Below are 23,877 nucleotides of genomic sequence, written 5' to 3'. Positions count from 1 at the left end.
CTTAGGCTCTGCGGCTAAGTTACGGGATTTGCCTTTAGGTTAGGTTGGACGTTTGTAAAAAATTGTGTTTCTCACCGCCGGAAACCACGCTGCCGCACCGCTTCGAACACCACAACTGCCGCTGCCGTGGAAACGTTCATGGAATCGATGGCCCCCTGCATGGGAATAATAATGTTTTGGTCGGCCTGCTTCACCCAAAGGTCTGATAATCCGGTAGATTCTGTGCCCATAACGATGGCGGACGGCTTCCGGAAATCGACGTCGTAATAGGGGCGGGATGCCTGAAGATAGGTAGCCAGAATGGCGATGTTATTTTTTTTGAGCCAGGCAATGGTTTCGGCAGAAGTAGCCGACGCCACGGGGGTGGTAAACACACAGCCTACGCTGGAGCGGATAACATTGGCGTTATAGAAATCGGTTTGCGGGTCGCAGATGATCACGGCATCTACCCCGGCAGCATCGGCTGTGCGCAAGACAGCCCCGAGGTTACCGGGCTTTTCAACCGATTCCAGCACCAACACCAAAGGCGTTGGACGAAGCTGGAGGTCTCCCAGAAAATGGGTCTTTTGCCGGGCAACGGCCAGCACACCCCCGGTGCTTTCACGATAGGCAATTTTTTCGAATACGGCTTTTTGAACGGGAATGAGCAGGTGCTCGTCGCCAACCAGGGACAAGACCTTTTCGGTGTCAATAATATCCGGACAAAAGAACACACTGTTAAGCACGTATCCGCCGGTCACAGCCAGGGAAAGCTCTTTCAAACCCTCGATGATAAAAACGTTCTGCTCCCGTCGCTCGCGGGCCTTCTCCAGGGCCAGCACGTTTTTTATTTTCGGATTCTGAGGGCTCGTGATGAGGGGATGCATGGAAAAATGAAAGCGTAATGTTAAGCAATCAGGAGCCAGAATCCAGGAGCCAGGAGCCAGAATTTGGGAGGCGGGAATCAGTAGCTAGTAGCCAGTAGCCAGTAGAGTGCGGGAGTGGGGGTGAGTGTGAGTGAAGGGATTTGTAGTATTATGTTGTCCAAAATCAATATCAGAAGCAATCGACTTGTCAAGCCATTGATTTCCCGTCGGCCAACAATGACCTCCTGACAGCTAACATCTAAACAATGGCTACTGACTACTGGATTCTGGCTCCTGGCTCCTGGATTCTGGCTCCTAAAAGATCCCCGATAATTTTAATAGTTTTGCGGCTGCATAAGGCTGCGTATTGCATAAAAGCCCACATCCATGAAACTGCTCCACCCCGCCTCCTGGCACGACTATGAACTCCTCGATTCCGGCAACTTTGAAAAGCTGGAGCGTTTTGGGAAGTACGTGCTCATTCGTCCCGAGCCCCAGGCGCTCTGGAGCCGCTCGCTGGCGGACGAGGTGTGGAAGAAAACAGCCCACGCCAAATTTGTGCGCGAGCAAACGGACAAGTTCAGGTTTACCGACGATGTGAAAGGGGGCTGGTCCAAAGACCCCGCCATGCCGGAAAGTTGGAACGTGCAATACAATTATAATGGCCTCCGCCTGACGCTGCGCCTGGCATTGACGGGCTTTGGTCATGTAGGCGTTTTTCCGGAACAAGGCAGCAACTGGAATTTTATTTACGACACCCTCACGCAATGGCAATTGCAGCGCCCCCGTGTGCTGAATTTGTTTGCCTACACGGGTGCCGCTTCCGTGGTGGCGCGTTCGGCTGGCGCCGATGTCACGCACTGCGATGCGTCGCGCCCCGGTTTAAATTGGGCCAGCCAGAACATGCAGATGAATGGCCTCCAGGACATCCGTTGGGTGTATGAGGATGCCTTTAAATTTGTGAAGCGTGAGGTGAAACGTGGCAACAAATACAACGGTGTGATCATGGACCCGCCACCGTACGGTCGCGGACCGGAAGGCGAGAAGTGGACGTTGCAGGAACAATTGGACGAGCTCCTGGCGCTTAGCAGTGCGCTGTTGGAAAAGAAAAATCATTTCCACATTCTGAGCATGTACGCTGCCGGGCTTTCCCCGATCGTGGGATTGAACGTGGCGAAGTCGCATTTTCCCGAGATGAGAGAGCCCGAATACGGAGAATTTTTTCTGAAATCCGCCCAGGGAAAAGATCTGCCAATGGGGACGTTTTTGAGATTTCGCTCGTAGCCTCATTTTGCTCTAGGGGTTTAGTTGTATATTCAGGCATGCACCCCGAAAATGCATCCGTATCGCTGGGCATGAAGGTCTTCAAAAACCTGATGGAAGGAACATTGGTGGAGCTCATGGAAGGAAAACTCTTTCCATTTGCGTCGCGAACCCTTGATCGTCAGCACGTGGGGTCGTCTGCTTACGACGTTGAATCTCTTTATTAAGAGAGCACAAACGCGGATTTGCTCTTTATGCTTCCTCTTGATCTATTTTGGATGAAAAGCGAATGTGTTGCTTCCCGACCTGATGGTGATCGCCAAAGCCAACCGGACTATTATTAAAGAGGATGCAATCCATGGCCGGCCGGATATGATTATCGAGATTTTTTCTCCGCGCGAATCTTTTCATGAGGCCCGGAAACGGGTCCTTTATCAACGGTTTCAGATTCCGGAGTATCACATGGTCTCACCAAAAACCAAAGAAACCGTAAGTTTTATCCTGAAAGACGGAAAATATACCATGTCAGCATATGCCCACGGCAAACTTCATTCGGCCTTCCTGGGGAATCACACGTTTGAATTCTAAGATTCATCCCCGACCACAGAAACCTTTACAATGGGATAACCATTACCCGGCGAAAAGTCGTATCTTTGCGGCTCAATTCAGAAAAAAACAGAGGATTTTGAGGATTTATGGAGGTTAACAAGATCAGGAACATCGCTATCATTGCCCACGTCGATCACGGTAAAACTACCCTGGTAGACAAATTACTCATGGCCGGTAAGCTTTTCAAGGACCACGAAACCCCTGGTGAGCTCATCATGGACAGCAATGACCTGGAACGCGAACGCGGCATCACCATTTTGGCAAAAAACGTATCGGTACGATACAAAGACTATAAGATCAACGTCATCGACACCCCCGGCCACAGCGACTTTGGCGGTGAAGTAGAGCGCGTATTGAACATGGCCGACGGCTGTTTGCTGCTGGTGGACGCTTTTGAAGGCCCCATGCCCCAAACCCGTTTCGTGCTTCAAAAAGCCCTTCAACTGGGACTGAAGCCCATCGTGGTGATCAATAAAGTTGACAAAAAGAACTGTACCCCCGACGAAGTACACGAACAGGTTTTCGACCTCATGTTCCAACTCGACGGTACCGAAGAACAATTGGACTTCCCCACCTTCTATGGCTCTGCTAAACAAGGCTGGATGAGCACCGACTGGAAAACGCCTACCGACAGCATCACCCCGTTATTGGACGGCATCATCCAATACATACCTGCCCCCGCGGTGGAGGAAGGATCGACCCAAATGTTGATTACCTCCCTGGAATATTCAGCCTACATCGGCCGCGTGGCTATTGGCCGTGTACACAGAGGCTCGATCAAGACCGGTCAACCCATCGCCCTGGTGAAACGTGAATCACGCGCCGTGGTGAAGTCCCGCATCAAAGACCTGTACGTATTCGAAGGTTTCGATAAACTGAAAGTTGAAGAAGTAAAGGCCGGCGAGATCTGCGCGCTGGTAGGTTTGGAAGGTTTCGATATCGGCGACACCGTTGCTGACATCGAGAAGCCCGAAGGCATGAAAGCCATCTCGATCGACGAGCCGACCATGAGTATGCTCTTCACCATCAACAACTCGCCTTTCTATGGTAAGGAAGGCAAGTTTGTGACCTCGCGCCACATCAAAGACCGTTTGGAGAAAGAACTTGAAAAGAACCTCGCCCTGCGCCTGGGAGAAACCGGCTCTGCCGATAGCTTCATGGTGTTTGGTCGTGGTGTACTCCACTTGTCGGTTTTGATCGAGACCATGCGCCGCGAAGGCTATGAACTCCAGATCGGCCAACCCCAGGTGATCTTCAAGGAGATCGACGGCGTGAAATCCGAACCTATGGAAGAGCTCACCATCGACCTTCCGGAAACAGATGCCGGCAAGGCTATCGAGACCGTATCACAACGCAAGGGTGAAATGTTGAACATGGAGCCGAAAGGCGATCGCATGATCCTGAAGTTCATGATCCCTTCACGCGGTATCATCGGTTTGAGAAATTACTTATTGAACGTAACAGCCGGTGAAGCCATCGTGACCCACCGCTTCAAAGAATATCAAGCCTTCCGTGGCGAGATCCCCGGACGGATCAACGGTTCACTGATCGTGATGGAACAAGGCGAAGCCATTGCCTACAGCTTGCACAACCTGCAAGATCGCGGCAAGTTCTTTATCAACGAAGGCGAGGCCGTATACGAAGGACAAGTGATCGGCGAACACAGCCGCAGCGGCGACCTCGTGATCAACGTCACCAAAACCAAAAAGCTCACCAACATGCGGGCTTCCGGTTCTGACGAAAAAATGAGGATCGCACCCCCCATCATCTTCTCTTTGGAAGAGGCATTGGAATACATTCAGTCGGACGAATACGTAGAGGTTACCCCCAAATCCATCCGCTTGCGGAAGATCTACCTCAACGAAACCGATCGGAAGAGAAACAGCAAATAAATCGCGGCGCAATGCCAAAGCATTTTCGCGCATATTCTACAGGGCTCATCGTCATTTTGGCGATGAGTTCTTTTTTTGCTTCAGCCCAACTCAAAACAGACAAAGGGCCGTCGCTCAAGGCACAGGCCGACACGCTGATGGCGCACGAAGATTATGCCGGAGCCCTGGTGTTGTATGATAAGATCATTCAAGCCACCAAATTCAAAGCGCCCGAAGACTACGCGGTGTTTTACAATCGCGCCTATTGCAAATATGGACTGGCGCAATATGCGGATGCGTTGAAAGATGTAAATCAATACCTCGATAAGGTCCCCGACGAACAAGCCCGGCTCTTGAGGCTCTATATCAACCAGGAATTGGGAGACACGGCTGCCCAGTTGGAAGATCTCGATATTTTTATGGCGGCCAACCCGGCCAGCACCCAGTTGCTGCGGTGGCGCGCATCCGTTTTGATGCAAGCCGATCGTTATGCGGCAGCAAAGAAAGACATCCGTCAATTGCTGGTGTATGAACCCGGCCCGGAAGTGAAATCTTATCTGGGTCTGTGTTATTTTTATGAAGACGACCTCGACAGCGCGTTGGTGATCTTCGACGAGGTGATCGCGTCAGACCCGGCGTTTATACAAACCTATTTGTATGCCGGCTCGCTGTGTTTGGACGAAGACCAATATGATGCCGCCCTGTTCTATATCGACAAGGGCTTGAAACAAGAACCCACCAACCGCACGTTGATCTTCTACAAAGGCATCGCCCTCGTAGAAAAGAAAAACACCACCGAGGGCTGCCGCTGGCTCACCAAAGCGTTTGAGGCCGGGGAGGATGATGCGGCCGCCTATCTGAAGCAATACTGCTACGGCGACAACTGATCGCAAACCGCGTTTTTTCCTGTTTTTTTTGAAAAGGATGACGTAACTTCGGAGAAGGAAGTTCACAGAAGAAAGCAATACGCGCATTCGCAACTAAAAGGATCAGTGTATGCAAAAAATTCTTGTGCCTTGCGATTTTTCCGATCAGACCTACCAGGCGTTGACCCTGGCGCTTGATATAGCCCATCACTCCGGCGGCCGGATATACCTCTTGCATGTAGTGGACCCGCCGGTGATGCACGACACCCTGATCGCCACCTCGCTGACGTTTGAGAGCACGTTGCTGAGCGACCTGGGCGAACAATCCGAAGAACGCTTTGCTCAACTGACGGCCCGGTACGGCGACGACAAACTCATTACACAAACTGACTTCGGTCCGCCGGTGGGCGTGATGATGAACTACATCACCGATCACGACATCGACCTGGTGGTCGCCGGCACAAAGGGAGCGAGCGGTTTGAAAGAATTTTTTATTGGATCGAATGCGGAGAAGATCGTGCGCAATGCTTCGTGTCCCGTTATTGCCGTGAAGAAAAATGAAACCCTGGCATCCCTTCGCGACATCGTTTTTCCCAACGCCCTGGAAGATGGCCAGGAGGATCTCCTGCTGCATGTGAAAGCCCTCCAGCATTTTCTCGACGCCACCCTTCACGTGGTCTGGATCAACACCCCGGAACGTTTCATCAGCGACGATGTGACACAGGTTCAGCTACAGGACTTTGCCCGTTACCACATGTTGAAAAATTTCTCGCTTCATGTCTATAACGACAAGGACGAAGCTTCGGGCGTGATCAACTTTACACACAGCATTCATGGAGGTATGATCGCCATGGGCACGCACGGACGCCATGGGATCCAGCACATGCTGAGTGGCAGCGTGGCGGAAGATGTGGTGAATCACGTGGATTGTCCGGTGTGGACGTATACCATTAAGCGGAAGTAATCAGGAGCCGGGAGCCAGAATCCAGGAGCCAGGAGTTGGGAGTTGGGAGTTAGTATTCAGAATCCAGTGTCTTCTTTTTCGATTACATATTTCTTCTGTATTGGCCGCCTACTTCGAAGAGGGCTTTGGTGATTTGGCCCAGGGAGCAGGTTTTGCCGGCTTCCATGAGGGCTTCGAAGATGTTTTTGTTTTGGATGGCGGCGTCTTGCACGTCATGCAAGGCTCGGGATCCTTCTTTCTGCTGGGCGTGCAGGGCGCGAAGCATGTTGATTTGATATTCTTTTTCTTCCGAGGTGGCGCGGATCACTTCGCGGGGGATGATGGTGGGTGATCCTTTTGAGCTGAGGAAGGTGTTTACGCCGATGATGGGATATTCTCCCGTGTGTTTCAATGTTTCATAGTATAAACTTTCTTCCTGGATCTTGCCGCGCTGATACATGGTTTCCATGGCACCCAGCACACCGCCGCGTTCGGTGATGCGGTCAAATTCGGTGAGCACCGCTTCTTCCACGAGGTCCGTGAGTTCCTCGATGACGAAGGATCCTTGTATCGGGTTCTCATTTTTGGCGAGGCCCAGTTCTTTGTTGATGATCAATTGGATGGCCATGGCGCGACGAACCGATTCTTCGGTAGGCGTGGTGATGGCCTCATCATACGCATTCGTGTGAAGCGAATTGCAATTGTCATAGATCGCATACAGCGCTTGCAGCGTGGTACGGATGTCGTTGAAGTCGATCTCTTGGGCGTGGAGGGAACGGCCCGAGGTTTGGATGTGGTATTTCAACATTTGAGCGCGGGCATTGGCGCCATACTTGTTCTTCAGGGCCTTGGCCCAGATGCGCCGGGCCACGCGGCCGATGACAGCATACTCAGGGTCGATGCCGTTGCTGAAAAAGAAGGAAAGGTTGGGCGCAAACTCATTGATGTCCATGCCCCGGCTCAGATAATACTCCACGTAGGTGAAACCATTGGCCAGCGTGAACGCCAGCTGCGTAATGGGATTTGCACCGGCTTCTGCGATGTGATAGCCGGAGATAGACACCGAATAAAAGTTACGCACCTGGTGATCGATGAAATATTGTTGAACGTCACCCATCAGGCGCAACGCAAACTCGGTGGAGAAGATGCAGGTGTTTTGGGCCTGGTCCTCTTTTAGAATATCGGCTTGTACGGTGCCGCGTACTTGTTTGAGCGTGTAGTCTTTTATTTTTTGATAGACCTCGGCGGGAAGCACTTGGTCGCCCGTAACCCCCAAGAGCATCAATCCTAAACCATCGTTTCCTTTTGGCAGCGGTCCCTGGTAGGCCGGCCGTTGCGACTCGTGCCCTTTGTAGAGGGCGGCGATCTTTAGTTTGACTTCTTCTTCCAGGTTGTTCTGGTGGATGTAGAGTTCACATTGCTGATCGATGGCGGCATTCATGAAATAGGCCAACAACATCGGGGCAGGACCGTTGATGGTCATGGAGACCGATGTTTTGGGATCGGCCAGGTTGAAGCCGCTGTACAATTTCTTGGCGTCGTCCAGGCAACAAATGCTCACGCCCGAGTTGCCGATCTTGCCATAAATATCCGGACGATAGTCGGGGTCGTTGCCATACAGCGTCACGGAGTCAAACGCGGTAGACAGACGTTTGGCCGGCATGGTTTGGCTCACATAATGGAAGCGGCGGTTGGTGCGCTCTGGTCCGCCTTCGCCGGCGAACATGCGGGTGGGATCTTCGCCTTCGCGTTTGAAGGGATAGATGCCTGCCGTGTACGGGAATTCTCCGGGAACATTTTCTTGTAAGTTCCAGCGCAACAAATCGCCCCAACCCGTGTAGCGGGGCAGCGATACCTTGGGCACTTGGGTGTGCGACAGGGATTCCGTGTGGGTTTGAATGGCGATCTCTTTGTCGCGCACCTGGAATTTGAAAAGCGGTGCTTTGTATTGTTGCACTTTCCCCGCCCACGTCTCCAACACTTTCCAGTTGCGGGGATCGAGGTTCAGTTTGATATGGTCGAATTCGGCGAGCAATATTTTTTTGATGTCTTCGTGCTCTTTGCCGAGTGTATCGCGCGTTTTTTGAAGAGCATAAAGTTTTTCGGCGACGTCGGCTTGTTGGGTCACCCAGGCGTCATAGGCGCGATTGCTTTCGGAGATCTCGCTCAGGTAGCGCGTGCGGTGTGGCGGAATGACAAATATTTTTTCCGACATCTCCGGTGTGATGTGGAAGGAAGATTGGAGAGGGGCGCCTGTTTTTTCGGTGATGGTATCCATCACTTTTTTGTAGAGCTGATTGGTACCGGGGTCGTTGAACTGGGAGGCGATGGTGCCGAACACGGGCATGTCGTCGGCTTTCTTGTCCCAAAGCTGGTGGTTGCGTTGGTATTGTTTCTTCACATCGCGCAAGGCGTCCAGTGCTCCGCGCTTGTCGAATTTGTTTAGCGCAATGATGTCGGCAAAGTCCAGCATGTCGATCTTTTCGAGCTGGGTGGCGGCGCCGTACTCGGGCGTCATCACATAGAGCGACACGTTGCTGTGATCCAGGATCTCCGTATCACTTTGACCGATGCCTGACGTTTCCAGGATGATGAGGTCATAGTTTGCGGCCTTCAGAATTTGAATGGCTTCCTTCACATAAACAGAAAGTGCCAGGTTGCTTTGGCGTGTAGCCAGCGAGCGCATGAACACGCGCGGGTTGTTGATGGCGTTCATGCGGATGCGGTCACCCAACAGGGCGCCCCCGGTCTTGCGTTTTGAAGGATCAACAGAAATGAGGCCAATGGTCTTGTCCTTGAAATCGATGAGGAAGCGACGCACGATCTCATCCACCATAGAAGACTTACCCGCGCCTCCGGTCCCGGTGATGCCGAGCACGGGAGCCTGCGATTTTTCCGCCATCGTTTTTAGGGTGTTCAATACATCCTGATGACGATCGTGGAAATTCTCTGCAGCGGAAATAAGCCGTGCGATGGCTACGGGATTTTTAGAGGCCAACTGACGGGCTTCATCGCTGAGGGTTTCTCCGGTGGGGAAATCACTTTGTTCCACCAGGTCGTTGATCATACCTTGCAGGCCCATGGCCCGACCGTCGTCGGGGGAATAGATGCGGGTGACACCATAGTCCATCAGCTCCTTTATTTCTTCCGGGAGAATAACGCCTCCGCCACCGCCAAAGATCTTGATGTGGCCTGCGCCTTTTTGTTGAAGCAGGTCGTACATGAACTTGAAATATTCCGTGTGCCCGCCCTGATAGCTGGTGAGGGCGATGGCTTGGGCATCTTCTTGTATGGCGGTGTTCACCACTTCTTCTACACTGCGGTCGTGGCCCAGGTGGATCACCTCCACGCCGGTGGCTTGAATGATGCGGCGCATAATGTTGATGGCCGCGTCGTGACCGTCGAAGAGGCTGGCAGCGGTTACGATCCTTACTTTGTTTTTGGGCTTATAGGGAGCTGGGGCCTGGTGTCCGGCCAAAGTCTGTTTCTTATCCGAGGGAGCTGCCTGCATCGTTTCCGTGCTCATGAATTCATTCGTTTTAAAGCCCAAAAATACGGAGAAGGGCAGGATTTAGCTAACACTTATTAGGATTCGGTTGGGGTGTTCAATTATTGATAGCCGGTATCGCTTTCGGACACCCAGGCCCTTATCTTGCGCCTCTATGCGACTTAAAAAAGTCTTTCGTTTTGTGCTTATCTCCCTTGCTGTTTTTATCGGGGTGATCGTTGTGTTCCTGGCCATTAGCATCGCCCCCGTAGACCGTACCATCGACCGTCGTTCATTATACGAAGCCATGCTGGCGCGCATCGATACCTTGCGTGCCGTTGGCAATGAAGACACCCTTACCTTTTTTGTTGGCTATGCCAAAGCGAACATCACGCCGCGACATCGCACGGCCACGGCGGGCTATGGCACACGGCGGGGAAAATTGTTCGAATCGGTGCACGACTCCATTTATGTGCGCACGCTCGTGGTGAGCAACGGCAAGCGGCGTGTCGCCATTGTGAGCGCCGATCTTTTGATCGTGCCGCCCGCGGTTACTACCCTGCTGGAAAAAGAGCTTCCGGAAATAGGCTTCACCTTGAACAATACCTACCTGGGCGCCATCCATTCACACAACAGCATTGGCAACTGGGCCAAGGGAGCCACGGCTTTGTTGTATGGACCCTACAACGATTCGATCGTGCATTTCCTGGCCGACAAGATCAAAGCCAGCATTCAAGAAGCATCCGAAAACATGCTTCCCTCCAAAATAAGGGCCGGCTTCATTCCCGTGCCGGCGGTAGCCAACCGGTTGATCGACAACGGCCCGGTAGATTCGCTGCTTCGCGTCCTGGAAGTGCAGCGCAACGACAGCAGCAAGCTGGTGTTGTTGAGCTATACGGCGCATGCCACGTGCTTGCCTGATGAGGATCTTCACTTGTCTCGCGACTACCCGGGGCAACTGGTCGATGCCCTGGAAAAAAATAAGTACACGTTTGCCATGTTCATGGCCGGTGCGGTCGGAAGCCATTCGGGCAAAGCGCCGGAGTCGGGGCAGGCTTGTGTGAACTGGATGGCCGATGAGATCGCGCAAAATTTTGCAAATCATTCTGCCGCGCTCACACCGCTAAGAGGCGGCGCGTTGGCCATGCATCGGGTGCCGCTGTTGTTGAGCGACCCGCAAGTAAAAGTTTTGAAGAACTGGTGTCTCCGCCCCAGGGTCTTCGAGTCGGCTTTTGGAGAGTATCCCGAGTACCTGACGGCCCTCCGCATCGGCGACTTGGTGATGCTGGGAACGCCTTGTGATTTTTCAGGACAGTTCGATGCCACGCTGGATTCGGTGGCTCACCACCAGGGCCTGCGCGCGATGGTGACCAGCTTCAACGGCGGCTATATTGGCTATGTCACGCCAGGAAAATATTACGACAACGATCACTATGAAACCCAGTTGATGAACTGGTATGGAAAGGGCAACGGCGAATACATGACACAATGTATGGAGCAATTGATCCTGGCACTCAGCAAATAGAGGAATTAGACTTTGTCTTTTCGCTGCCCGATATAGAGGGCTGTCATCACTAACACGGTTCCTCCCAGCGTATAGACCGTGAGCGGCTCTCCCAGGAAAACAGACGAATATAAAAAGCCAAAGATCGGGCATAGGTACAGCCACAGGGAGGCTCGCACGGCATCTGACTTGAGCAGCCTCAGCCACAAGTTGACCGCCACCACCGACACGGGGATGATCAGCCAGGCGAGTGACAGCCAGAACGTGAGATTAAAAGAATTCTCGGCCTTGTGCATGAACAGAGCCAGCGGTAGGATAAGCAATCCTCCGATAAAAACCTGCCAGGCATTGATGGTGATGCGCGACAATTCCCATCGGACCGCCGCATAATAGACCGCCCCGAACGAATACGTGAGCATGCTCAACGCCAGCAGCGCCAAGCCACCGGGTGTAGCGTAACTGGTTTGCAGCAGGGGATAGGCCGCCACAAAAACACCCAAAATGCCCAGCCCGATGCTGATCCATTCATTTGCCGGGATCCTGCGCTTCATCCACACGGCCGTCATAACGCTGATGAAAAGCGGATTGAGGGCAATGGCCAGCGTGGTGATACCCGGGGTGATGTACTGCAGGGCGATGATGAACAGACCCAGGTAGAGGGCTGTGTTGAATGTGCCGAAGATGGTGATCTGTTTCCATTCGCGTGCGCGGGGTAGAGGATTTTTCTGGAAACCATAAACGTAGGCCAGCAGCAGCACGCCGGCCAGCAGGAAGCGAACCGTGAACAATACCAGCGGTTCGGCCACGCGCAAACCGAATTTCCCGGCTACCGAAGCCGATGACCACAGCATCGAAAAAAGTAACCCTATAAAAATGTCGCGGGCTGAGAATTTGTGCATACAAAGAGGATCGATCCGAAGGCTTCGGACCACGTTTTAATGACTGTAAATTAAGCACAGTAAACGTAAACAAATCTTATTCCGCGCATCTTTAGTTTTGAGGGCCATGCAATCGACTTCGGAGTATGTTTTTTTTTCATGTTGATCTGCTGTGTCAGCTTCCCAACGGGAGTTGATTTTTTTATACGCTAACACAAAAGCAAAACCTGACGATAAAAGGCTTCCTCCGTTCCCTCCGCTCTTGATAATTTTCAACGTTCACTGGTCTTGTCTTAGCACCTTACATGATGCATCGTGAGCACTTTGACGAGCCGGCGTGTTTTACACTTCTGATCATGCCACGACTTGAAAAAGAAACAATCATCACAAAAATCTTACGACTGAAAATCATTTGCAGTACGTGCCGATAGGTTTGCGCCCATCAAACCGAGGACGAACTACATGCTTTTTAAATTCAAGATCACCCAATGCTCCATCCTAATCCTACTTGCGAGCAACCTCCCGTTGAATGATCTGCGGGCACAACAAAGAAGTCTTAGCGACTTGCAAGCGGCGATACTACTGAATGCCATCAAATACATTGACTGGCCCGACGGCCGTAGCAGCGAACGCTTTGTCATGACCATATCGGGCGACGACAATTTATTTGCCGCCCTCGAACAGGCCGTTCAAAGCAAACAAAAAGACGGAAAGAAAATAACCGTCAGTAAGCTCGATGTGCAGAAGGTCGATGCTACGGCCTGTGACTTATTCTTTCTGGGCAATGACGCCATGACGTCGTTTGAAAAAGCGAGGGACCTGTTCAAGGCGAAGCCAACCCTGTTCGTGACCAGCAAGGAATCCTATGCCAAAAAAGGATCGGCGTTGAATTTTGTGATCGTCAATGGCAAGATGGTCATCGAGATCAACGAGCCGGTCATCAAAGAAAGCGGATTCAAAGTGTCGGGTGCATTGCTCTCCATGGCCACCATCATCAAGTGAAAACAAACAAAAAAATGAGAACTATATTTTTGATTTTTGCGATCAGCAGTGCCGTGCTCCTGCCTTGCTTTCGATCGGATGCCCAGGAGCAAACGCCTGAAAAGGTTGTCGAAGCGAACAGCGATAGCTTGTTTACGATGTCGTTGGAAGAACTGATGAACGTTAAAATTGTGAGCGCATCAAAATTCAGTCAAAGTATCAGCGAAGCGCCCAGCACCATCTCGGTCATTACGCGGAAACAAATCCAGAACTACGGTTGGGTCAGTGCCCAGGATGTTCTCAATCGTCAGCCCGGCTTTGCACCGTCGCAGGACTACGATCGCCCGACGGTGAGTTCCCGCGGCGTATTTGAATCCTGGAACAGCAACCACATGCTCACTTTGGTGGACGGTGTACCCATGAACGTGACATTCACCGGATCGGCCATGACCTATGAAGCGACACCGCTGGCCTTCACCAAATCGCTCGAGATCATTCGAGGACCGGGATCGGCGTTGTATGGTTCCAATGCCACAAACGGCGTGGTCAGCTTCAATTCTGCGTCTGTCAAAGATCTCGCATCACCCGTAGAAGTAAGATACAGGAGAGCCAGTTGGAACACGAACATTGCCGACATCACCACCGGGTTGTCGGGGAAAGATGTTTCCCTGGTTTCGTCGTTCAGCATATACAACACCAAGGGGTTCACCTACAAGGGCCTCGATGGCAGCAACACGCAATATTTTGACATCAAGCAAGGACAGAACAACTTCTATCTCTTTAACAAGATCGAGGGTCAGGGAAAATTCGCAGGATGGTCGTTGCAACATCATGAACAGGCCTGGAGTTTCGACACAGGGCATGGCTGGTACATCAACGTTCCCGACAAGCCCGAAAGCATGAACGAACGGAGACGCATCTTTGTGTTGAAGTATAAAACACCCAACCCGGAAAAGCGATTCAACCAGGAGTATGTGCTGAAGTACCAAAATCACGCGGAAGACTATAACATCCGCTTCGTCCGGAACAACGATGCTGCGTATCCCTATGGCTTGACGGAAATATTGAAGACCAATTTTACCGACTATTTTGGCCGTGCACAATACAGCTATAACCTGCAGGGCAATTCGAACTTGCTCGGCGGTGTGGAGGTATCACGCTTTCATTATGGCGGAGATGCTATTCACCTCTCCAATGTCAACTTGAATACGGACTTCACGCCCACGGCTGACAATGAACTGGTGGATGCCGGCACGTCGCTGCCGTGGCTTCATGGAAAAGGATTTGGTTCCTTTGGTATCTATACTCAGTATAATACGCCAACCGTCAATGGATTTACCGCTACGTTGGGTGCCCGGCTCGATCATACGGCATACCAATACAACGACCTCACTTCCGAAGGAACGCCGGTGGTCGGAAAGCGGTTCACCAAATTCAACCCGAGGATAAGCCTTGTATATGCGCTTAACGACCGGGTCACCTTCAAGCTTATGGGTGGAACTGCTTTCCGCGCGCCGTCGGCAGTGGAATTGTTTATGGGCAGCACTTATGTCGCTGTCGCGAACCCCGTGCAGTTGAAACCCGAGACCATCCGAACCTACGAGTTTGCCGGTGATGCAAAATTGCATAAGCACATTACCTGGAGGTCCAACGTGTTCTATACCGATTTCAGAAACGCGACAGCCTACAACAGCGCAACCGTATTGATCAATCTTTTCTCTGTAAAATCGGCAGGCGTCGAGAACGAACTCTTGCTTTCATTTTCGAAACTCGATGGCTTTGCGAATTATTCCTATACGAAGCGGATAGATGAGGAGAGTACTGACGCTGCGATCAGCGTGAGTAGAAAAGACATGGTCTGGTACCCGCAACACATCGCCAATGCCGGACTGCGCTATTCCGTCACAGACAAGCTGTTGGTTTCCGCGCAAGCGCACTATCAGGGGATGGTGAAGCGGAGAGAATCCGATCGCACGGCGGAGCTTGATCAATTGCGTGGCGCGAATGTTAAACCCTGGACGACCGCCGATCTTAAGATCTCTTACGCCTTATCAGGCCACGTCGACATCGGGTTGCAAGGCAACAACCTTTTCGATACGAAGGGTGCGTTGTTCAAGACCTATGCATCGCCGTACGATTACCGGATCAACGGTCGGAGGCTCATGTTGGATGTCACGTTCAGACTCTAGGAGCTGAAAGCAATAAAGTCCGGAAGCATTTAAACTTCCGGACTTTTATGCTTTCTTTGGATCACCATACCCATAGAACGGTGTATCCAAAACTACCATGACAACCGCTTCGCTCAGCGACATAAAAAAAGAACTGGCCTACCTGGAACCCAAACAACTGCAGGACATTTGTCTTCGCCTGGCAAAATATAAGAAGGAGAACAAAGAACTTCTTTCCTATCTTTTGTTTGAAGCACACGACGAAGCGGCCTATGTGTCGCAGGCAAAAACGGAGATGGACGACCACTTCGAAACGTTGCCGAAAACCAACCTCTACCTGGCCAAGAAGGTGCTGCGCAAGATCCTGCGCATCGCCAACAAACACATCAAATATTCCGGTATCGCCCAAACGGAGCTGGAGCTGCGCATTTATTTTTGTGCCGGCATAAAGCAGTCCGGCATCAAATTACAAAACAGCCAGGTGCTGGTGAATTTGTTTGTGGGTCAGCTGAAGAAGATCGATGCCGCCCTTGGCAAACTTCCGGAAGACCTGCAATACGACTATGAACACGAGATCGAACCCTTACGGCAATATGGCGGAAACGCAAAAAAATAATCCCCTTCACGGCAAAACCCTGGAGATGATCCTGAACGAACTGGTGGCGCACTATGGCTGGCAGACCTTGGGTGAGGTCATTCCCGTGAACTGCTTCCTGAACAATCCGAGCATTAAGTCGAGTCTCACCTTTTTACGCAAGACGCCGTGGGCGAGGCAAAAAGTGGAGACGTTTTACATCGAGACATTCCACGGCTAACGCTTTTTAAGTGCGCGAGACAGGCGACCATTATTGATATGGCCGATAAATTGCTATTTTAGGATCGCTTATGCTTAATGCTTACAAAAAAACTCGCCCATGAATGAAGAAGCACACTGGAATACCATCGCCAGCAAATACAACGACGAGATCTTTGATGTGTTTAAAAGTGACAAAGACAAAAAACTCCCCCGCTATTTTACGAAACACGCCAACCTAAACCATCGCGCTATTGATTTTGGCTGTGGCACGGGAAAGGCCTTTCCGTATTTGTCGCCCATCTTTAAAGAGGTTTTGGCCATGGATATTTCCGGTGAGTGCCTGGTCACCGCGCGGCAGCGACCCTTCACCAACATTGTGTTCAAGCGTGCCGATCTTTCTCAACGGAGTGTGAAATTCCCCGAGGTGGATTTTGTTTTTTGTTGCAATGTGATCATGCTTCCCGAGCGGGAAAAGAATGTGAAGATGTTCCAGAACATCGATCGGGCGTTGAAGCCGGGCGGTACGGCGCTCATTGTGGTGCCTTCGCTGGATTCGGCATTGTTCTCTTCTTTGCGACTGATCGACTGGTACAAAACAGAAGGCGTCAGTGTAGAAAATATCCCGCCTTCCGACATCGACTATTTCAAAAATAATAAACGCGAGTTTATTCAAGGTATCGTGTACATCGACAAAGTTCCTACAAAACATTACACAGCGCCTGAATTGGAGATGATCTTCCAGCAAACGCGTCTCGACATCACAGCGCTGGAAAAACTGGAGTATGAGTGGGATACGGAATTTACATCACCACCGTCGTGGATGAAGGCACCCTATCCCTGGGACTGGCTGATTGAGTTGAAGAAAAGATAATGCCCTGGCGCAGGGGCTCATAAGTTATTCAACGTAGGAGACTGTAGCCAGACCTTGATCTGCTCGAGGAAATGTGGAAGAGATTCCGGATAGAGGACGGCCAGGAACACAAGCCCGAATAATGCACCATACAAATGCGCATCGTGATTGATGCCGTCGTTGGCTTTGCGGCCTTGATAATAAGAAAACACGATGTACAATGTCCCCAAAATAAAACCGTGTAGACAGAGTACCGCATAGAGGCAAATGTCGGACATGGGGCGCAAAAGGATGGAGGCAAAAATAACGGCCGACACGCCACCGGAAGCGCCCAGGGCATGATAGGAGGGATTGTTTCTTTGTTTAAAGTAGGTAGGCAGATCGGACACTACGATGCCCATGATGTATAACAAGATAAAGTAGAGACTGCCGCGGCTACCAAAAATGCTCTTGAGCATGATCTCCACGCTGCCGCCAAAAAAATAGAAGGAGAACATGTTCAGCAACAAATGGGCAGTACCATTATGAATGAAACCGGAGGAAATAAAACGAAAATATTGCTGCCGTTGACGGATCAGATAGGGCGTCATCATCAGGTCGGTCGTCACTTGTGGCCGGCTGAAAGCATAGTAGCTGAGGAGACAAGTAAAGCCGATGATGGCGTAGGTGATGTAGGGCTCGATGTGAGTCATAAAGATTTTTAACGATACATGCGCGGCGCTTCATACCTTTGTGAGGTACCCGCACCCGAACAAAACACAAGTATACAGGAAATTTTATCTGCCCGCTGAAAATGAAAGACTATAAAAAGTATTATACCCTCGCTGCCGCACCCGAAGAGGTATACCTGGCGCTGATCACGCCCTCGACGATCCACCTTTGGTCTGGCGAACCGGCGGAGATGTCGGAAGAAGTGGGCGCCGAATTTTCGTTGTGGGACGGCAGCATTGTGGGCAAGAACCTGGAATTTGAGCCCGGGAAGAAGATCGTGCAGCAATGGTATTTTGGCGAACAGGAAGAGCCGTCCATCGTCACCCTAAAGCTCCATCTCCATGCGCAAGGAACCTCGGTAGAGCTGCGGCACACCCATATTCCCGACAACGATTACGATGACATTGTGGACGGTTGGGACAATGTATATTTTGCTTCCCTGGAGGACTTCTACTCGTAAAGCGCTACCGCACGAAAATATTTTTTTCCGTTTGTTGAATATCCTGGGGTCCCTTTAAACCGCGAAGTTTGCCTTGAAAACCGGCCTTTTCGCGTTGAATTAGGGTGGTCAGGGGAGCGGGTTCACCCTGGGCCAACGATCCAAACAGCATATTCCCTGTTGAAATACTTCCCGAAGTAACCGAACTTTGTGGTGGTGAACTTATGCTATGACAGCATTCCGATTCCATCCTGCCCCATTTAACCGGTCGAAGACCATGAGCAAACCTGCCCCGGCCATTGCCCGGCCCACGGTCGACCCGGAAGTGATGTTGTCGATTGCGCCGGAAACGCTCAATGACTCCTGTGTTTATGTTCACTGCTATTTTCAAAATCAGTGGAGCGATGCGTTGGTCAGGATCTGGAAGACCACTTTCCTGGTAGACCACTCGACCGGTGCCAAGGCCGGATTACTTCACGTTGAAAACATTTCCATCGCGCCCCTGTGGACAGCCATTCCCGATAATCACGTTCACTCCTTCTTATTGATCTTCGCCGGCTTGCCCAAATCGTGTACGCTGTTCGACCTGATCGAAGAAATTCCCCAGCCCGGTGGATTTCATGTGCAAGACATTCCGCGCAACCAGCAGGACGTTTATCACATCGATCTCTAAACTGAAATTTTTTCTTCCGCGCCGACAACACCGGAGGGTTATGATCCGGTGATACAGAATGCGTATTTTGCGCCCATGTCGTATCCCGTAGAGGAGATTGTCCCGCAACTGAAGGAAGCCTTGCTAAAGCACCCCGTGGTGATCTTGCAAGCGCCGCCCGGTGCGGGAAAAAGTACAGTCCTGCCGTTGATGCTATTGGATGAGCCGTGGTTGCAGGGCAGCAAAATGATCATGCTGGAACCGCGACGATTGGCTGCCCGATCGGTAGCCCAGCGCATAGCCTTCTTGCGCGACGAAGAACCTGGCAACACCATCGGGTATCGCGTGCGCTTTGAAGCCGTGGTAAGTAATCGCACCCGCTGCGAAGTGGTGACCGAGGGAATTCTTACGCGCATGTTGCAGAACGACAACGCACTCGAAGGTGTGAACCTGGTCATCTTCGATGAATTTCACGAACGCAGCCTTCATGCAGATCTGGCGCTGGCGTTGTGTCTCCAGGCGCAGCAGGTGTTGCGGGAGGATTTGCGCATTTTGATTATGTCGGCTACGCTGGATGGCGAGAAGATTTCAAGCCTTCTGAACAATGCGCCCATCATCACGAGCCTGGGCCGTCAATATCCGGTGACGTTGAACTATACTGCGCCGGATAAAGATGTGTACCTCGCGCCTTCTACCGCGCGCGTTATTCGCAAAGCGCTGATAGAACAGCAAGGGGATATACTCACCTTTCTGCCGGGTACGGCGGATATTCACCGTGTCGCAGAATTGCTGGAGACCGGCGCTATGGAAGCCAGCATTCATCCCCTGTACGGTGAGCTTCCTTTCAAGAAACAACAAGAAGCGATCCTTCCACATCCCTATGGAAAACGGAAAGTGGTGTTGGCCACTTCCATTGCCGAGACCTCGCTGACCATCGAGGGCATCACCACCGTCGTGGACAGCGGCTATGCGCGTGTTCCGAAATTCGATCCACGGAGCGGTCTCACCCGGTTGGAAACCATTCGCGTTCCCCGTGATGCTGCCGACCAGCGTTCGGGCCGCGCGGGCAGGCTTGGGCCGGGCGTTGCCTATCGCATGTGGGCGGAGAATGTGCACCACCAATTGCAACCCCACCGCCAGCCGGAGATTCTGGAAGCTGACCTGGCACCGTTGCTGCTGGAGCTGATGAATTGGGGGGTGCAAAATATTTATGACCTCACCTGGATCACACCGCCGCCCGTTGGCGCGATCAACCAGGCCAAAGAACTATTGGAACAGTTGGGTGCCATCGAAGGGAATGTGATTACGGCCCGGGGAAAAGAGATGCTCCGGTTGCCAACGCATCCTCGCATAGCACACATGTTGTTGGAAGGAAGAAATTTAACGGCATTGGCTACGGATATAGCCGCGCTGCTGGAAGAACGCGATCCACTGGCGAAGACGGCGGGTGCCGATCTTTCCCTGCGCGTGGAAGTGCTGCGCAAGTGGCGGGCCGGAGAACGGGTGAATGCAGAACGGTCCGCGTTAGAACGGATTGAGCGTGTGGCCTCATCGTGGCGAAAGATCTTTAAGATTGGGGTGGACAATGCAGGACCGATAGACTCAGATGTGGGCAAGCTTTTGGCCGAAGCCTACCCGGAGCGGATTGCACGGCAAATGGAGAAACACAGTGTACGCTTCAAACTGGCCAATGGCCGTGTGGTGCGGCTGCCGGATCACGATCCTCTGATGCGCGAAACCTGGCTCGCCGTGGCCCAGCTCGACAGCGGCAGCGGCGAAGGTAAAATATTTCTTGCCGCACCATTGGACGAAGAAGACCTCGTGCACCGCGCAGAAGAGACAGAAGTGGTGACCTGGAATCGTGAAAAGGGAATGATCACCGCAGCATTGGAAAAGCGCGTGGGTAACGTGATGCTGTCCAGCAAACCCTTGGCTAAAGTACCTGACGACCTGCGCATCGAAATTCTCTGCGACGCCGTGCAGCAGGAAGGTATAAAGATGCTGCCCTGGACCGACGTGCACGACGCCTGGCAAGCCCGTGTGATGAGCTTGCGTACCTGGCGTCCCGATGAAGAATGGCCCGACGTGAGCGAGGCACATTTGCTGCAGACCACACACGAATGGCTGGCACCGTATCTGACTGCGGTGACGCGCCAGCAGGATTTCAACAAGCTCGACCTCGATGCGATCCTCGCAGGACTTATCCCATGGAACCTGAGTAATCGCCTCGACGTTCTTGCCCCCGCGAAACTTTTGGTGCCCAGTGGCTCGATGATCAAATTACACTACGGCGCGGACGGAAGACCGCCCTACATGGAGGTGCGCCTCCAGGAAGTATTTGGTTTGACGGAGACGCCCGCAGTAAATGAAGGTAGAAACAAGATCATCCTTCACTTGCTCTCACCGGGATTTAAGCCCGTGCAGGTGACACAAGACCTGAAAAGCTTTTGGCAGACAACGTATCATGAAGTGCGAAAGGAAATGCGTATGCGTTATCCGCGTCATCATTGGCCGGAAGATCCTTGGACAGCGGAGGCTGTGCGAGGTGCAAAGCGGAGACATTCCGGCAGTTGAGTGAGTTGTGTTTAGCGGCTTAGGGCTTGCAGGTATTTCTCGACATAGTCGTTTACGAGTTTGCGTTTATACTGCATAATGAACCGGGGATGCGCCAAGGGTACGATCTCGTTGAAGATCTTAAGTTCGTCGTTCAAGCGGCTTATATATTTGAAATTCTCACCTTCTCCGAGACAGAACGCTATCCGGGTGTTGATGCCGAATTTGAGTTGTTTTTTTAGCGAAGCAATGATGTAGTCGCGCAGGCTTTCTTGTAGTTCGCGGATGTCGTAGTAATTCAGATTTTTCCCGTCTTTGATAAATCCCAGGGGGCTTACAGCGCTGAAGAAAAATTTTTTGTAAAACGTAGCAGGGCCTCCGTAGGCGTTGATCATGGTGTAGATAAAGTCCGCCGATAGCTCAGCTTTTTTGGGAAACGCGTTGGGGATGCCGCATTGAATTTCCAGCTTGATCGGATCAGTGAAAGGAATGCCCGTGAGCCCGGCGCCATTTCGCCCGGGGTTGATGCCGATGATGACGGTTCTTTCTTTTTCGTCGCCGTAGTATTTGTGATAGAACAAGTGGCACAACGCCATGGTCTCTTTGTTGCGATAGGGATCGAGGATCTCGACGCCTTCGGGCAGGGCGCTTTTTATTTTTAAAGTGGCGTAGAAGCGGAGGATGTTGTCGGCGAACGTCATGAGGTTAAAAGGAAAGCGCCCGCGAATTACGGGCGCTTATCACGGTTTTATTTTTTTGGCTGACGAAGGGACTTGAATTCGGATGAGGGTTTCCATTGCGGCCAGGCATCTTCAAAGGAGAGGCGCTTTCCGATCTGGAACAGGAGCTGTGCATTTTCCACCGCGCCACTCAAATCCCAGTTGGGATTGAATTCATCCGTGGGTTGATGATAACGGTTCTTGGTGTATTCGGCTTCCTGTGCGTTGCCAAACTCTTTTCCTTTCTCGATGTGATCCACGCCATTGCCGACAAACAGCGCGGGGATGCCCACCTTGGCAAAGTTGAAATGATCGGACCGGAAATACATGCCGGCCACTGGATTTGGGTCGGGCGCTAAATAGCGGCCTTGTTTGGTGGCTTCGGTCTTGAGGTAGTCGTCAAGTTCCGATTGGCCCAGGCCAATCACGGTGACGTCTTTCATCTTACCGATCACATTGGTAAAGTCGATGTTGATGTTCGCCACGGTCTTGTCTATAGGATAAAGGGGATTTCGCGCATAATAGGCCGAGCCCCAAAGTCCTTGCTCTTCGGCCGTGACGGCCAGGAACAGGATGGAGCGCTTCGGCTTTTGCTTCATGCTCTTAAAACCTTTGGCGATCTCAAGCATCGTGGCCACACCACCGGCATTGTCTACGGCGCCATTGTAGATGGAGTCACCGGCTGCGTTGGGTTTGGCAATGCCGAAATGGTCCCAATGCGCAGAATAGATGACGAACTCATCGGGCTTCTCGCTCCCTGTGATCTTTGCCACGGCGTTATACGATTTGTTGTAAGTAGATTTGAATTTGATCTTCGTGCTGATCCTCGACTTGAGACTGAAACCCTTGAAGCCCGGCTGCCGGGCCTTGGACTGCCATTCGTTGAAGTCGAATCCCGAAGCCTCGAAGAGTTTCTCCGTGGCCGGCATAGACGTCCATCCGACACCTTCACAGAAGTAGTCATTTTTGCCACGCGGATCGAGATATAAATGTGGCGCATTCCAACTGTTCTGCACCACCCAAAAGCCATACCCGGCCGGCACCGTGTTGTGAATAACCAGACAACCCTTCGCCCCTTGCCGCGCAGCCTCCTCAAATTTGTAGGTCCAGCGGCCATAGTAGGTCATCGTGTTGCCCTTGAAGAAGGTTGTGTCGTTGCCGCCAAAGCCCGGATCATTCACCAGCACCAACACGATCTTGCCTTTCACATCCAAGTCTTTGTAGTCGTTCCAACTATATTCAGGAGCCACCACCCCAAACCCGGCAAACACAAGCTCCTCATCCTTCCAGTTTAACAATGTATCGGTACGCTGCGACCACAATACGTAATCCTTAAATCCCGAAAGCTTGATATTTTTCTTCGCACCCTTTACGGTCATGACCGTGTCAGCATCGGGCACGATCTCCACCATGGGCACTTCCTGAAGATAACTTGTACCGTTTCCAGACTCTAACCCAAGGGCTTTGAATTGCCCCTCCAGATAGTCCAATGTTTTCTTCTCCCCACTCGTAAAAGGCCGCCGTCCCTCCAGTTCATCCGAAGCCAACGACTTGATGTATTGAGAAATGCCATCCGCCGTGATCGTGGCCACCCCGTCATCCGCATCATCAGCGTTATTTGTACAAGCGCCAACCACCAGCAAAGCTAGCAGCGCCATCCACCGAAACATAGTCTTCATACAAACAGGTTTTGAACGTGAAAATAAATATTTTTTCCCCTCGCCCACAGACCGGACAAAATA

General features: G+C 51.8%; 21 protein-coding genes. 15 read left to right on the top strand and 6 right to left on the bottom strand.

Going from position 1 to position 23,877, the window contains the following annotated elements; all coding sequences use genetic code 11:
- Positions 1 to 71: 71 nt before the first annotated feature.
- The gene (locus D4L85_RS01865; protein ID WP_119752725.1) at positions 72 to 866 is read right to left on the bottom strand and encodes a TrmH family RNA methyltransferase; all 795 of its coding nucleotides are present in this window, start codon (positions 864 to 866) and stop codon (positions 72 to 74) included.
- Between the two features lie 366 nt (positions 867 to 1,232).
- Between D4L85_RS01865 and D4L85_RS01860 the strand changes: the two genes are divergently transcribed.
- From D4L85_RS01860 to D4L85_RS01840, 6 genes are all read left to right on the top strand, one after another.
- Complete coding sequence (locus D4L85_RS01860) at positions 1,233 to 2,129, top strand: class I SAM-dependent methyltransferase (RefSeq protein WP_119752724.1); 897 nt, start codon at positions 1,233 to 1,235, stop codon at positions 2,127 to 2,129.
- A 38-nt stretch (positions 2,130 to 2,167) separates the two neighbouring features.
- Positions 2,168 to 2,335, top strand: coding sequence for a hypothetical protein (locus tag D4L85_RS34300; RefSeq protein WP_160143486.1), 168 nt, complete (start codon positions 2,168 to 2,170; stop codon positions 2,333 to 2,335).
- A gap of 82 nt (positions 2,336 to 2,417) precedes the next feature.
- Positions 2,418 to 2,696 (top strand): Uma2 family endonuclease, encoded by a 279-nt coding sequence (locus D4L85_RS01855; protein WP_228450972.1) that lies wholly within the window; start codon positions 2,418 to 2,420, stop codon positions 2,694 to 2,696.
- Positions 2,697 to 2,803: 107 nt separating this feature from the next.
- Positions 2,804 to 4,609: a translational GTPase TypA gene (gene typA / locus D4L85_RS01850; RefSeq protein ID WP_119752722.1), complete on the top strand. Its 1,806-nt coding sequence runs from the start codon at positions 2,804 to 2,806 to the stop codon at positions 4,607 to 4,609.
- An 11-nt stretch (positions 4,610 to 4,620) separates the two neighbouring features.
- Positions 4,621 to 5,475, top strand: coding sequence for a tetratricopeptide repeat protein (locus D4L85_RS01845; RefSeq protein ID WP_160143484.1), 855 nt, complete (start codon positions 4,621 to 4,623; stop codon positions 5,473 to 5,475).
- A gap of 109 nt (positions 5,476 to 5,584) precedes the next feature.
- A complete protein-coding gene (locus D4L85_RS01840; protein WP_119752720.1) occupies positions 5,585 to 6,418 on the top strand; it encodes a universal stress protein in 834 nt (277 codons plus the stop codon).
- An 82-nt stretch (positions 6,419 to 6,500) separates the two neighbouring features.
- Here D4L85_RS01840 and D4L85_RS01835 read toward each other — a convergent pair whose 3' ends face one another.
- Positions 6,501 to 9,908, bottom strand: coding sequence for a methylmalonyl-CoA mutase family protein (locus D4L85_RS01835; RefSeq protein ID WP_119758616.1), 3,408 nt, complete (start codon positions 9,906 to 9,908; stop codon positions 6,501 to 6,503).
- 151 nt (positions 9,909 to 10,059) lie between these two features.
- On the opposite strand from D4L85_RS01835, the gene D4L85_RS01830 reads away from it, so the two are divergent.
- Positions 10,060 to 11,409, top strand: coding sequence for a neutral/alkaline non-lysosomal ceramidase N-terminal domain-containing protein (locus D4L85_RS01830; RefSeq protein WP_119752719.1), 1,350 nt, complete (start codon positions 10,060 to 10,062; stop codon positions 11,407 to 11,409).
- Positions 11,410 to 11,414: 5 nt separating this feature from the next.
- On the opposite strand, the gene D4L85_RS01825 is transcribed toward D4L85_RS01830, so the two are convergent.
- Positions 11,415 to 12,287 carry a DMT family transporter gene (locus D4L85_RS01825; RefSeq protein WP_119752718.1) on the bottom strand — a complete coding sequence of 291 codons (873 nt, stop codon included), beginning with the start codon at positions 12,285 to 12,287 and terminating at the stop codon, positions 11,415 to 11,417.
- A gap of 441 nt (positions 12,288 to 12,728) precedes the next feature.
- On the opposite strand from D4L85_RS01825, the gene D4L85_RS01820 reads away from it, so the two are divergent.
- From D4L85_RS01820 to D4L85_RS01800, 5 genes are all read left to right on the top strand, one after another.
- Positions 12,729 to 13,268 carry a YfiR family protein gene (locus tag D4L85_RS01820; protein WP_119752717.1) on the top strand — a complete coding sequence of 180 codons (540 nt, stop codon included), beginning with the start codon at positions 12,729 to 12,731 and terminating at the stop codon, positions 13,266 to 13,268.
- A 14-nt stretch (positions 13,269 to 13,282) separates the two neighbouring features.
- Positions 13,283 to 15,436 carry a TonB-dependent receptor plug domain-containing protein gene (locus tag D4L85_RS01815; RefSeq protein WP_160143483.1) on the top strand — a complete coding sequence of 718 codons (2,154 nt, stop codon included), beginning with the start codon at positions 13,283 to 13,285 and terminating at the stop codon, positions 15,434 to 15,436.
- Positions 15,437 to 15,533: 97 nt separating this feature from the next.
- A complete protein-coding gene (locus D4L85_RS01810) occupies positions 15,534 to 16,031 on the top strand; it encodes a hypothetical protein (protein ID WP_119752715.1) in 498 nt (165 codons plus the stop codon).
- Complete coding sequence (locus D4L85_RS01805; RefSeq protein WP_119752714.1) at positions 16,009 to 16,230, top strand: VF530 family protein; 222 nt, start codon at positions 16,009 to 16,011, stop codon at positions 16,228 to 16,230. Before D4L85_RS01810 ends, D4L85_RS01805 begins: the two co-directional genes overlap by 23 nt.
- 99 nt (positions 16,231 to 16,329) lie before the next feature.
- The gene (locus D4L85_RS01800) at positions 16,330 to 17,082 is read left to right on the top strand and encodes a class I SAM-dependent methyltransferase (RefSeq protein WP_119752713.1); all 753 of its coding nucleotides are present in this window, start codon (positions 16,330 to 16,332) and stop codon (positions 17,080 to 17,082) included.
- Between the two features lie 17 nt (positions 17,083 to 17,099).
- On the opposite strand, the gene D4L85_RS01795 is transcribed toward D4L85_RS01800, so the two are convergent.
- The gene (locus tag D4L85_RS01795; protein ID WP_119752712.1) at positions 17,100 to 17,753 is read right to left on the bottom strand and encodes a rhomboid family intramembrane serine protease; all 654 of its coding nucleotides are present in this window, start codon (positions 17,751 to 17,753) and stop codon (positions 17,100 to 17,102) included.
- Between the two features lie 101 nt (positions 17,754 to 17,854).
- On the opposite strand from D4L85_RS01795, the gene D4L85_RS01790 reads away from it, so the two are divergent.
- The 3 genes from D4L85_RS01790 to hrpB all read left to right on the top strand — a co-directional run bounded on the left by D4L85_RS01790 (position 17,855) and on the right by hrpB (position 21,437).
- The gene (locus D4L85_RS01790; protein WP_119752711.1) at positions 17,855 to 18,232 is read left to right on the top strand and encodes an SRPBCC domain-containing protein; all 378 of its coding nucleotides are present in this window, start codon (positions 17,855 to 17,857) and stop codon (positions 18,230 to 18,232) included.
- Positions 18,233 to 18,488: 256 nt separating this feature from the next.
- Positions 18,489 to 18,884 carry a hypothetical protein gene (locus tag D4L85_RS01785; protein WP_119752710.1) on the top strand — a complete coding sequence of 132 codons (396 nt, stop codon included), beginning with the start codon at positions 18,489 to 18,491 and terminating at the stop codon, positions 18,882 to 18,884.
- Positions 18,885 to 18,959: 75 nt separating this feature from the next.
- On the top strand, positions 18,960 to 21,437 hold the full coding sequence (hrpB, locus tag D4L85_RS01780; RefSeq protein WP_119752709.1) for an ATP-dependent helicase HrpB: 2,478 nt from the start codon (positions 18,960 to 18,962) through the stop codon (positions 21,435 to 21,437).
- A gap of 11 nt (positions 21,438 to 21,448) precedes the next feature.
- Here hrpB and D4L85_RS01775 read toward each other — a convergent pair whose 3' ends face one another.
- Positions 21,449 to 22,117 (bottom strand): uracil-DNA glycosylase family protein, encoded by a 669-nt coding sequence (locus D4L85_RS01775; protein ID WP_119752708.1) that lies wholly within the window; start codon positions 22,115 to 22,117, stop codon positions 21,449 to 21,451.
- A gap of 47 nt (positions 22,118 to 22,164) precedes the next feature.
- Positions 22,165 to 23,814: a M28 family metallopeptidase gene (locus D4L85_RS01770; RefSeq protein WP_228450743.1), complete on the bottom strand. Its 1,650-nt coding sequence runs from the start codon at positions 23,812 to 23,814 to the stop codon at positions 22,165 to 22,167.
- Between the last annotated feature and the right edge of the window lie 63 nt (positions 23,815 to 23,877).

Source organism: Chryseolinea soli, from assembly GCF_003589925.1.
Taxonomy (GTDB): Bacteria; Bacteroidota; Bacteroidia; order Cytophagales; family Cyclobacteriaceae; genus Chryseolinea; species Chryseolinea soli.
This window is presented reverse-complemented; position numbering and strand designations above follow the sequence as displayed.